The organism is Bacillus sp. Root920, assembly GCF_001429445.1.
GTDB lineage: Bacteria > Bacillota > Bacilli > Bacillales > Bacillaceae > Bacillus > Bacillus safensis.
In genome coordinates, this window is record NZ_LMJV01000010.1 from 16,082 (window position 1) to 27,696 (window position 11,615).

Below are 11,615 nucleotides of genomic sequence, written 5' to 3' on the forward strand. Positions count from 1 at the left end.
CATTCCCCCAATTTGTCTCGAACCAATAGTACATACTTACCCTTACTTTTGTACTATCTAAACGTCTCTTTTTAGGAATTGGATCACTAGTGGAGATGTTCTCCAAAAAGAAAAAGCCAGTGATCTAAAGAGAATCACTGGCTGTGCTTATTATTTCTTTGCTTCTGCTACTGCATGTTTCACAAAGGCTTCAAGATCCATTGTTTCTGAATCTTGTTCCCCGTATTTTCTTACATTGACAGCGCCATTTTCTGCTTCTTGATCTCCGACGACAAGCATGTACGGAATCTTTTGCATTTGCGCTTCTCTAATTTTGTACCCAATTTTTTCATCGCGGCTGTCAAGCTCTACACGAAGACCTTCAAGCTGCAAACGTTCTTGTACTTTTTTCGCATAGTCTAAATGAACAGACGGTGAAACTGGGATGACTTGGAATTGTACAGGTGCCAGCCATGTTGGAAGGGCTCCTTTGTATTCTTCAATTAAGAAGGCAACGAAGCGTTCCATTGTAGAAACAACGCCTCTATGAATCACGACTGGACGATGGTGCTTTCCATCTTCTCCGATATATGTGAGATCAAAGCGTTCTGGAAGTAAGAAATCAAGCTGTACAGTGGATAATGTCTCTTCTTTTCCAAGAGCTGTCTTCACTTGTACATCAAGCTTCGGCCCATAAAATGCCGCTTCGCCTTCTGCTTCATAGTAGTCGTGACCAAGCTCGTCCATTGCATCCTTCAGCATCGATTGTGCTTTATTCCACATCGCATCGTCATCGAAATACTTCTCAGTATCTTCTGGATCACGATAAGACAAGCGGAATGTGTAGTCATTCAAGCCAAAGTCTTGATACACTTCTTCAATTAAACGAACTGTACGGATGAACTCGTCTTTGATTTGATCTGGACGAACAAAGATGTGTGCATCGTTTAATGTCATACCGCGAACACGCTGAAGGCCGGATAAGGCACCTGACATTTCATAGCGGTGCATTGTACCAAGCTCTGCAATACGAATTGGCAATTCGCGATAGCTGTGCGGCTCGTTTTTGTAAATCATCATATGGTGCGGACAGTTCATCGGACGAAGAACAAGATCTTCGTTGTCCATTTCCATTACCGGGAACATGTCTTCTTGATAATGCGCCCAGTGTCCTGATGTTTTATACAATTCAACACTTGCAAGAACTGGTGTGTACACATGTTCATAGCCAAGACGCACTTCTTTATCGACAATGTAACGCTCAATGACGCGGCGGATTGTAGCGCCTTTTGGCAGCCAAAGCGGAAGTCCTTGACCAACCTTTTGGGAATTCGCAAACAGTTTCAGCTCTTTTCCAAGCTTACGGTGATCGCGTTCTTTCGCTTCTTCCAGCAGACGTAAGTGTTCATTTAAATCTTCTTTGCTGAAGAAAGCTGTTCCGTAAATACGCTGAAGCATTTGGTTGTTACTGTCACCTCTCCAGTATGCACCGGCAAGGCTTAACAGTTTAAATTCTTTGATTTTCCCTGTAGACGGCAAGTGAATCCCGCGGCAGAGGTCAAAGAATTCACCCTGCTCATAAATCGTCACAGCTTCACCTTCTGGAATCGCCTCTAACAGCTCAAGCTTCAATTCATCACCAATCGCTTCAAAGCGCTTTTTCGCTTCTTCTCTTGATACTTCAATTCGCTCAATTGGCAAATTGCTGTTAATGATTTTCTTCATTTCTTTTTCAATCTTTGGTAAGTCTTCAGGTGTGATGGCAACATCGATGTCTACATCGTAGTAGAAGCCATTTTCGATGACAGGACCTACGCCAAACTGAACGTGATGCTCTTTTCCATACAGACGTTTGATCGCCTGCGCTAGCAAATGAGCTGTGCTGTGGCGCATAATGTCGAGTGCTTCTTCACTTTTATCTGTGATGATCTCGATTGTTCCACTTTCTAATAGCGGCGTACGCAGATCTATTTCTTTACCGTTCAATTTACCGGCAAGTGCTTTTTTCTTTAGGCCCGGGCTAATTGATGCCGCGATGTCTTCTGTTGTAGCTGTTTTGTCAAACTCCTTGACTGCTCCATCTGGAAATGTAAGTTGAATTTGTTCTGACATCTCTGGTCACTCCTTTTTTTGGCAATATAAAAACCCCGCCCCCTGGAAAGGGACGAGGTTGAATAAACGGAATCGTGGTTCCACCCTTTTTCCCGTATTTGCAGCTTGCTTTTTCATAAGCAAATACGGCTTGCGGTTCGATAACGGGAATTCCCGTCAGCCATTACTAAAAAGTTCACAGCTGATGTTCAAAGGTGGTAAAGCAAATGGTCCTCTGCTAGGAAGCTTTCAGCCGCGGCTTCCCTCTCTTTAAGCGGGTGTTCATTTGTTCATGTCCTTATCAATACGGTCTCTGTATGAAGTTACACCGTATTATAAAACGTTTTTTCGTGAAAATCAAGAAAGCTTTTCACTTTTCTTGTTGAAATGAGCATGTACAAATTGAACATTCTGCTCTTGGAATGAATGAGACGGGAACACCTCGACCCTTTCTTGAAAAATATTTTGAATGGTTTGCACCATCGAGTGACCTGTATCATTTGTAAATAGGTCAATTTTTTGCGGTGCAATGGAGACAAGCGGTGCAATCAGCTGCGAATCAATATACATTGGATGCTCTCTTACAAACTGTCTGTCTATGTATTGTTTTTGATCACGCTCAGAAGCGTAGCGAAATTCCCAAATCACCAGGCGGTCCTGATGCACAACATGTACTTTTTCGAGCCTAGGCTCTCTTGCCATCACATAGTCTCGAAGCGATTGAATGAAGTTTTGATACTCTTGCTCCATTTTGTATTCTTCAATGGACACTTCAACATAGTTCTTCAGCCTTCGGTCATACTCTGACAGTCTAAATGTCATAAATGAACCAATTGAAAAAACGCCTTGCTGTAAAGAAATCGCCTCAAGCTCCTTTTTTAAAAGGGCTTCTCTTGACGGGTCTTGCTGAATGCCGGGAATATCATCTAAATCCCCGTTCATGATACTGTGTGCGATGGAAAGAATTTGGTGCTGCTCTTCAGGATCTTTAAACAAATAGGTGTTTTCAAGGATGCTGCGCATGCGCTCATTTTCTTTGCATTCCAAAAAAAAGTGAACCAATAATGGCCGCACAATGTGCTCAAGTGCTTCTTCGGATTCCTTCGCCTCTATGAGAAGCCGGTCTTTCCCTTGTTGAATTGACATGTGATGCCGACTGTCTAAGTGTTCAGCAAGATGTAAAAAAGCGGCGGTATCATATTCATCTTCAAAGATTATTTCAAGCATGTTTGTCCCCCCTAACGACATCTGTTACATATATATGGGGGGAACATAAAAAATAGACGCCTAAAATAAATCAGGCATCTTTCTTTTTAAAATGAGTGGAACAGAGATAAAGATCAAATAAATCAAACAAACAACCACTAAGGCGGCATAATTGCCGCTGACAAAGCTTGAGCCGAGAACATTTAACGCAATTGTACCCGGTATTAAGCCTAAAAAGGTGGCTGTCACAAATGCACGATAATTTGCACGTGAAGCAGCTGCCGCATAGCTGACAAAATCAAAATGAATCGGTGCAATACGCAATAACAAAATATAAAGAAATCCATGCTCCTGAATGCGGGACGTCACCGCTTTCAGCTTTCGGCTGTTTGATTCCGTTTCCTTCTTTTTCGCACGAAAGGTTGAAGCAATCATGAAAGAGCCTGTTGCCCCGGCTGTCGCTCCAATGAGGGCATAAATCGTCCCAAGGACACTGCCGAATGCCAAACCTGCCGCCAAAGAAAAGACCGTAATCGGAACAAGAACAAACGGGCGGAAAAGAGATAAGAAAAGAAAAACAAAGGGAGCCAGCATCCCAAATTGAAGCACCCAATTCTTCACATCTTTCGGCGCCAGCTGAAGATGCTGTTTATTCAGCCACCACAGCGCAGCAGCAAGAATGCCAATCCCAAGAAAAAGCAGCCATTTTCTTTTGTTCATTTCATTTGCTCCTCCTTCAGGTGACATACGCTTTTATAAATGACGGCGGTTTTCTCCTTCGAGCAACACTGGCTCTGCTAAATAGAGAATCCGTTCCATTAAACGAGCGGCTTTGACCTCTTCTTTTTCTCCCCGCTGTGAGTACGTAAAGTGATGCTTCAGCTCGTTTGGTGAGAAATTAGAAGAGAAAAATGTCGGCAGCTGCTCTGCCATACGGTATTGTAAGATCGTACCGAGCAGTTCATCCCGCACCCAGCTTGTCATCGATTCTGCCCCAATATCATCAAGCATTAAAATAGGAGTGGACTTGACCATATTCAGCTTTTCTTCTAGCGTATGATCGGCTAATGAATTTTTTAACTCTCTTACAAATTCAGGCACGTAAACAAGGAGAGATGGGTATTCTTTCTCCGCTAGCTGCTGCGCAATAGCTGCTAGTATATACGTTTTTCCTACTCCAAACTTTCCGTGTAAATACAAGCCTTTTCCTTTTCCAGTCTCATCATAGCTTTGGAGGAATTGACCTACTTTTTGAATGACCTCTTGTCTTCCCACAACGTTCAGATCAGCGAACGTCGCTTGAAGGACATTTTGCGGAATATACATGCTTTTCATCAGCTCTTGCTGTTTCTTCTGTCTATCGAGCCGCAGCTTGACTGGGCAAGGAGAATATTCAATATCAATACTCTGACCTTTGATCACAAGCTTCGGGTGATACCCATCTAAAATCGCATTAACGTCTTCGTCATCTAAGCAGTAAGAGCAGCCCTTCGACTGCTGCACATATTCAAAGAGCCGGTTCAAGCTGCGATTGATCATGTCTTCATGTATCTCTTCTTGATGCTTCTGTAAAAAAGCCTTCACATCTTCATCAGATAACACACTTTCTTTAATCTGATTGTATCTCACGCGAAAATCTACTCGTCCTTTTAGCTGTTCAAATGAACGACCGATCGGTTTCATCCCATCTCACCTCACCTTAATGTGCATTGTACTTTTTCATATTTTTAAACTGATCTAACAGTTTTTCTTTTTCTCGTTCGAGGTCTTCTGTAGACAGATTGTCCGTTTGCTCTTTTGCCGGCTGTTCTTTTGTTTCAGTTTCTTTCATCCAGTCAGGCAGTTTCTCTTCCCGGACAACTTTTCCTGTACCATATGGGCTGCGCTGCTTTTTCTGCTGCGCCCACTCTGTCATTTGTCTGTTCTCTTCTTTGGCAATTTTCATGGCAGCTGCTACGGTTTTGATTTTCTTTCTCACCCAATGAGCGGCGATTTTTTGCATATATGTTTTTGACAGCTTCATATCTGTTTTAAGTAATGTATAGTAGATGAGAACATTCATGACACCTGGCTCTAGCTGCTGCTCGAGCATGATATCTTCGACAATTCTTAAGTCGGCATACGTTGGCTCAATGCCATCTGCCATGTCTTTTAGCAGCTCTCTAGGCGAAATATGATCCAGTTTTTCAATCAATTTTGCATCTGGAGTATCAGCCGCCGGCGTCTTTGAAGCATCTTGGCGCAAGTGTCTTGGCTGTTTTTGATCAATCAGCTTTGGCTGTTCGCCTCTGTATTCAATTTGGTACCAGTCTCTTGCTGCTTTTCTCAGCTCTTCTGTTGAGATCATTTGATCAGAACCGCATGCACCTGCTACAATATTTTGCATTTGAAGCGGGGTGATGCCGTATACAACAGCTAACTTCTTAATTGTTTCTTTTACCTGCTTTGTCAAAGCCTTCCTTGGAATCATCATGTCAGACATACCGGCTAATAATAGATCGAAATCAAAGGATTCGTCTGAGAGCGGTGCCGGCTGACTCGATCCAACGGTCACATATTCATAGCCTTGCTCAAGCGATGACGCCTGATGAATTTCTTCTGTCATCTTGCGCTCGCCTGGCTGCAATACGTGAAAGACTTCTTCAAACGACCGTGAAATGTTCTTTGCTTCTGCAGGAACACCTGGATAAGAGAAATAATCACGCAGCTGCATATATTTTGCTTTCTCTACACGATGGTACAGCAAAACATTCAGCATACCATCTTGGAAAAACTCATCCGGTCTTAGCGGCGGTACAAGCTCATATGTAAACAGTCTGCCTTCTTCCGTTTCCTGTTCATATGTGCGGAGTAAGCCGATCGCTTCAAGCTTTAAACGTTCCTCAAAAATATCATTTAAATTCGTCTGCAGCATGACCATGAGCTGCCGATGAGGTGCAGGTTTCCCCCACATACGATTTTGTTCCAGCTCACCCCACAGCGTCATGTATAAGCTGAAAGCGGACATGCCAATAAGCGGCTGATATAAAAGAGTGATGAGCTGTCTATCGATGTCACCGAGCAATGAAGCGCTTTTGACGACATACGGATCGACGGCTAGCACTTCCTTCCAATGCTCTGTCATATGCTGATCCTCCCCATGAATTGCGATTGTTTCCATTGTACACTCTTTTTACGTTTTACGCTTTACGCAGGAAAAAGAGCATGAAGAATCTCCAGCTCTTTTTAGCGTTCTTTCTTTAATAGATCTTTTAATTCATCAATAAAGACATTGATGTCTTTAAACTGCCGGTAAACCGAGGCAAACCTGACGTAAGACACTTCATCAATTTTCGCCAGCTCGTCCATGACCATTTCACCTACAAGCTCGCTTTTCACCTCTGACATGCCTTGATTGCGCAGTTCTTTTTCGATATTAAAGCAGACATCCTCCAGCTGCTTTAAAGCGACAGGACGCTTTTCACACGCTTTGATGAGTCCTCTCAGCATTTTTTCCCGGCTGAATTCTTCTCGAATCCCTTCTTTTTTCACCACAATCAGCGGTAATTCTTCTAATTTTTCAAACGTCGTAAAGCGATATTGGCAGCTTTCGCACTCTCTTCTACGACGGATGGATTTCCCTTCATCTACTGGTCTTGAATCAAGCACCCTTGTGCCAAGGTGCTGACATGTGGGACATTTCATTTCATCAGCTCCGATCTATTCTTGGAAGTTGTTTGTCTAGTTCATCATAAAGGGACAGAACGGTCTTTTGACTATAGCCGAAATCTGTTGGCAGGGCCGTTTCTGTTGTCACATTAAAATCGACAGCTGTTTCAAAAGGACGAATTGAAATGACAGTCGCCACGAGAAAGGCTTTTTTCGGCAATCGTATGTTTGCGCTGATTTCACCTCGTTCTGCTGAAACAGATGTCACTTGATAAGAATCGCTTCGGGAAAGAATGGTTTCCACCGCTTGAAAAACTTGTGCATTCGTCGATTTGTAGTAATGGCTTTTCAGTTCTGACACTGGATGCTCGTCAGATGTTTCTGTATGGTTTGACATGAATCGCTTAAACTTTTGTCTTAAAGTCATACACGTATCCCCTTTGCCATAATGCCTCTTTCTTTATTTTATAAAAAAAACCTTTGTTTTCCTAGAACAAAAGTATAGACAAGCTGGGGAATGTTGGATTTTTTATCAAAAAAAAATATAAAAAGGAGCATAACACAAAGGCATTCAATGCTTTTGGCCAGCTCCCATTGCAATCTTTTTTATGTTTACAGTGCTTTGGCTTGTGCCTGTTTTACTTGTACAGGTCCCATGCCTCGAGGAATTTCGATGTTTTCTCTTGTTTCAGCACCTAATTCATCTCCGATATGATCTGCTGCAATATTCGGATCTAGGTCACCGCAAGTATAAACATCTATGCTCGCATAACCATGTTCAGGAAAGCTGTGAATTGTCAGATGAGATTCAGAAATAATGACAACTCCACTTACTCCTTGAGGTGCAAATTTGTGAAAAGCAACCTCTCTTACCTCAGCTCCTGATTTCAAAGCTGCATTTACAAACGTTTTTTCAATAAAATCCATGTCGTTCAGTTTATCACAGTCGCATCCCCATAGCTCGGAGATAACGTGACGTCCGATTGTTTCCATCATGGACCCCCCTTTAAACAAGAATGAAAGAGTGAAGTTCTAAGCAGCCGGACCGGACATATACCACGGGGGAAAGTTAGTCCTAAGAGGTCCTAACCCTTTAAGTATACCCGAATGAGTCTGCGAACAAGAAGTTCACGAAAAATAGTATACTTTGTTTAGATCCATTTTGCAAGCTGTGTTTTTAGTGGGATTTTCTCTCATTTCTTGAAAAGGGACGATCGTCTTCTTCATTTCAAACAGCAGACAGCTCTTTCATCTGTGCGCCGACAAACTTTACAAGGTCAACCACTCGGCATGAATAACCCCATTCATTGTCATACCATGCAAGAACTTTCACTTTTCTCCCTTCCATTACCATCGTTGTCAGTCCATCAACGACTGCTGAATAAGGGTTTGTGTTAAAGTCCGTAGAGACAAGCGGCTCATCTGTGTAATCTAAAATACCGGCAAGAGATGTTTTAGATGCATTCGAGAAGGCTGCATTGACTTCTTCTGCTGTCACATCTTTTTTCAAGTCAACGACAAGATCAACCATCGACACATTGGAAACTGGTACGCGAAGTGCAAGTCCATGTAATTTCCCTTTCATGTGCGGAAGCACTAAAGAAAGCGCTTTAGCGGCACCCGTCGTAGTTGGAATAATGGACTGAGCACATGCTCTCGCCCGGCGCAGATCCTTATGCGGGTTATCGATATTTTTTTGATCATTTGTATAAGCATGAACCGTTGTCATTAAACCATTGTCGATGCCAAATTCATCATCTAACAGTTTCACAACTGGTGCTAAACAGTTTGTTGTACAAGATGCGTTTGAAATAATGACGTGCTTTTCAGGATCAAGATCATCCTCATTGACACCCATCACAATCGTAATGTCTTCATTTTTACCTGGAGCTGTTAGAACGACTTTTTTCGCTCCGGCATCTATATGGCCCATCGCTTGATCTTTTGAATTAAATTTACCTGTTGCTTCAATGACGATATCAATCCCAAGCTCTCCCCATGGAAGCTGCTTTGGGTCTCTATTATTAAGCAAAAGAACTCTTTTGCCATTCACAATCAAGGCGTCATCTTCTGCTGTCACATCACATTCGTAACGTCCATGATTTGTATCATATTTAATTAAATGTGCTAGCGTTTCGGCAGGATAGCTTGCGTTCACCGCTACAATTTGAATTTGATCATCAAGCATTGCTTTTCTGAAGACCATGCGTCCAATTCTGCCAAACCCATTGATCGCTGCTTTTACCTTCATGAACAGGTCACTCCTCTATTATGTGTTATACTCAATAAATTTATTTATGAAATTAGTATATCACATTAGAATGTAATTGCCAGTATATAAACGTATATTTTCTAAAAAGGGCTGTTCTTTTCAAAGGAAATCAGAATAAAGCATAAAAAAAGAAGAGTACGTGTATGTACTCTTACTTATCTGTATGTTCCCATTCATTTAATATGTTCTGCAATTGCTTTCTAATAAACGCGAGATCTTGTGTGTTCTCTATCACGCGGTCTGCTTTTTTACATTTCTCCTCAAGAGGCTGCTGAGAGTGAATACGATTCAGCGCTTCTTCCTCGCTAAGGTCATTTCGATTCATGAGCCGCGACAGCTGCAATTCAGGCGTTGTATACACCACAATGATGCGGTCGACAAGGCTTTCCAGCTGACTTTCAAATAAAAGCGGGATATCGAGGACAACGAAGGTTTCCTTCTGACTAACCCCTTCCTCTCGCTGTTTGAGCATTTCTTTTCTCACTTCAGGATGAACAATCGCATTCAACTGCTTTCTTTTCTCTTCATCAGAAAAAATGATGGCTCCAAGCTGCTGCCGGTTCAGCTCCCCATTTGGCAGAAGAACATCCTCGCCAAAGGCTTGAACGATTTGTTGAAGAGCTGGTGTACCTTTGGCAACCGCTTCTTTTGCAATGACATCTGCGTCCACGACCCTGATGCCCTGCTCTTTTATCATTTGCGAGACGGTGCTTTTTCCACTAGCAATCCCGCCTGTTAATCCAATGACAAGCGTCAATTGATTTCCTCCTTTACAGCTTCCACACCCCAATTAAAATGAGCAGAAGCCCTGGTAAGCATGCAAGTTTATCGATCCAGCGCCAATTGGCCAAGTAATGACCGGCACGGAGCCCGATACATACAAAGAGTGAGCTCATCACGGCCACAGTGATACTCATGACAATTGGAGAAAAGCCTAGAATCGCAGCGCCAATCCCTGCGCCAAATGCATCAATGGATAAAGCAATCCCAAGAAGCACCGCTTCCATTCCATTGATCGTCCCAGAACGGTCAATATCTGCACTTGTCGGCTTTCGCAAAATTTGAATGACAAGACCAAGCGATTGCACTTCCACATTGAGCAATGTCTTTTCATGAAGAAGCAAATCACGCTCTTTCGCTGGTTTGTAAAATTGATAAAGGACCCAAAGTCCAATGGCGATCAAAATGCCTCCACCAAGTTTATCTGTCACTGAGACAGGGAGGAATGTCGTCAGCAGGCTGCCAATCAGCATGGAAATGAGCAGCACAATCCCTGAACAGCATGCAATAATGACAATCGCTTTAAATGGAATCTTCATTTTACGAAGGCCATACGTAAAGCCTACAGAAAAGCTGTCAATACTGACTGCAATAGCTAAAAACAGGAGCGAAATCGAAATCATACCTGAACTCTTCCTTTCTGTTCATGCAACGATGATCAAGAGTCTCTAGGCGTCCTTAGACTCTTCTTCACTATATGAAGAGCAGGTGGGCTGTGTGTCAGTCTACACCTTGCTGAAAAATGAATGTTTTTTATCGTATGCACTACAAAAAGGAAGCATGCTGATGGCTGATTTTTATTGAGGACGTTTTTGGCAGGTCACACAAAAATGAGTGCCGCGCCCTCCGACTACTGTTTTCTCAATGATGCTTCCGCATGTTTGACAAGGCTCTCCCCGCCGGTCATACACAAGAAGCTGCAGCTGAAATGTTCCAATATCACCTTGTGAATTGATATATGAGCGAATCGTGCTGCCTCCTGCATCTACCGCTACTTGAAGTGTATCGATAATATGCCTGTGAAGCACTTTACACGATTCAAGTCTGAGCTGATTCGCTTTTGTTTCTGGATGAATGCCTGCTTTAAACAAAACCTCATCTACATAAATATTACCTAGTCCCACGACAATCTTTTGATCAAGCAGCGCTGTTTTGACCACACGGGATGTTTTTTTCAATTGCTCCCATAAATATTCCGGAGTGAATTGATCATCAAAAGGCTCATATCCCAGCTGTGAGAGCGGGAGTTCCTTTTCTTCTTCACCCGGCTGAAATAAATGCATCGTGCCAAATTTACGCACATCATGATACCGAAGCTCAGTACCGTCTGTAAACGTAAAGACGACGTGGACATGTTTATCGTATGGCTCATGCGCTTCATGTACACGGTATTTCCCTTCCATCCTTAAATGGGAGACCATCACGTAATGGTCTAAATGAAAGAGCAGGAACTTTCCTCTTCTTTCAATGGTTTGTATTGTTTCTCCTACCATCCTTCTTGCGAACTCTTCCGGCTCCCCAGGACGTTTGATGATATTTGGCCATTTAATATCGACCGTTTCAATCGTTTTTCCTTCGACTAACCGCTTGAGTGTGCGCCGGACGGTTTCAACTTCTGGTAATTCCGGCATGCTCCTCG

General features: G+C 42.8%; 12 protein-coding genes and 1 other annotated feature. All 12 genes read right to left on the reverse strand.

Annotation, left to right across the window (positions count from 1 at the left end):
- Positions 1 to 150: 150 nt before the first annotated feature.
- The 12 genes from thrS to mutM all read right to left on the reverse strand — a co-directional run bounded on the left by thrS (position 151) and on the right by mutM (position 11,607).
- Positions 151 to 2,091, reverse strand: coding sequence for a threonine--tRNA ligase (gene thrS, locus ASE42_RS16190; RefSeq protein ID WP_024426134.1), 1,941 nt, complete (start codon positions 2,089 to 2,091; stop codon positions 151 to 153).
- Between the two features lie 45 nt (positions 2,092 to 2,136).
- Positions 2,137 to 2,384 (reverse strand) — a binding site (T-box leader).
- Between the two features lie 43 nt (positions 2,385 to 2,427).
- Positions 2,428 to 3,297, reverse strand: coding sequence for a putative sporulation protein YtxC (gene ytxC, locus ASE42_RS16195; RefSeq protein WP_024425712.1), 870 nt, complete (start codon positions 3,295 to 3,297; stop codon positions 2,428 to 2,430).
- Between the two features lie 60 nt (positions 3,298 to 3,357).
- Complete coding sequence (locus tag ASE42_RS16200; protein ID WP_025092250.1) at positions 3,358 to 3,996, reverse strand: TVP38/TMEM64 family protein; 639 nt, start codon at positions 3,994 to 3,996, stop codon at positions 3,358 to 3,360.
- A 33-nt stretch (positions 3,997 to 4,029) separates the two neighbouring features.
- Positions 4,030 to 4,959 carry a primosomal protein DnaI gene (dnaI, locus tag ASE42_RS16205; RefSeq protein WP_056768137.1) on the reverse strand — a complete coding sequence of 310 codons (930 nt, stop codon included), beginning with the start codon at positions 4,957 to 4,959 and terminating at the stop codon, positions 4,030 to 4,032.
- A gap of 16 nt (positions 4,960 to 4,975) precedes the next feature.
- Positions 4,976 to 6,400, reverse strand: a complete 1,425-nt coding sequence (locus ASE42_RS16210) for a replication initiation and membrane attachment family protein (RefSeq protein WP_056768328.1) — start codon at positions 6,398 to 6,400, stop codon at positions 4,976 to 4,978.
- Positions 6,401 to 6,501: 101 nt separating this feature from the next.
- Complete coding sequence (nrdR, locus tag ASE42_RS16215) at positions 6,502 to 6,960, reverse strand: transcriptional regulator NrdR (protein ID WP_003216720.1); 459 nt, start codon at positions 6,958 to 6,960, stop codon at positions 6,502 to 6,504.
- A 4-nt stretch (positions 6,961 to 6,964) separates the two neighbouring features.
- Positions 6,965 to 7,351: a hypothetical protein gene (locus ASE42_RS16220; RefSeq protein ID WP_024425708.1), complete on the reverse strand. Its 387-nt coding sequence runs from the start codon at positions 7,349 to 7,351 to the stop codon at positions 6,965 to 6,967.
- A 185-nt stretch (positions 7,352 to 7,536) separates the two neighbouring features.
- Positions 7,537 to 7,917 (reverse strand): adenosylmethionine decarboxylase, encoded by a 381-nt coding sequence (gene speD / locus ASE42_RS16225; protein ID WP_003216492.1) that lies wholly within the window; start codon positions 7,915 to 7,917, stop codon positions 7,537 to 7,539.
- Between the two features lie 235 nt (positions 7,918 to 8,152).
- Complete coding sequence (locus tag ASE42_RS16230) at positions 8,153 to 9,175, reverse strand: glyceraldehyde-3-phosphate dehydrogenase (RefSeq protein ID WP_024425707.1); 1,023 nt, start codon at positions 9,173 to 9,175, stop codon at positions 8,153 to 8,155.
- A 172-nt stretch (positions 9,176 to 9,347) separates the two neighbouring features.
- Entirely contained in the window at positions 9,348 to 9,953 is a 606-nt protein-coding gene (gene coaE / locus ASE42_RS16235) for a dephospho-CoA kinase (RefSeq protein ID WP_056768141.1), read from the reverse strand.
- Between the two features lie 13 nt (positions 9,954 to 9,966).
- On the reverse strand, positions 9,967 to 10,599 hold the full coding sequence (ytaF, locus tag ASE42_RS16240) for a sporulation membrane protein YtaF (protein WP_025092255.1): 633 nt from the start codon (positions 10,597 to 10,599) through the stop codon (positions 9,967 to 9,969).
- Between the two features lie 174 nt (positions 10,600 to 10,773).
- A complete protein-coding gene (gene mutM / locus ASE42_RS16245; protein WP_056768145.1) occupies positions 10,774 to 11,607 on the reverse strand; it encodes a DNA-formamidopyrimidine glycosylase in 834 nt (277 codons plus the stop codon).
- Positions 11,608 to 11,615: the final 8 nt, after the last annotated feature.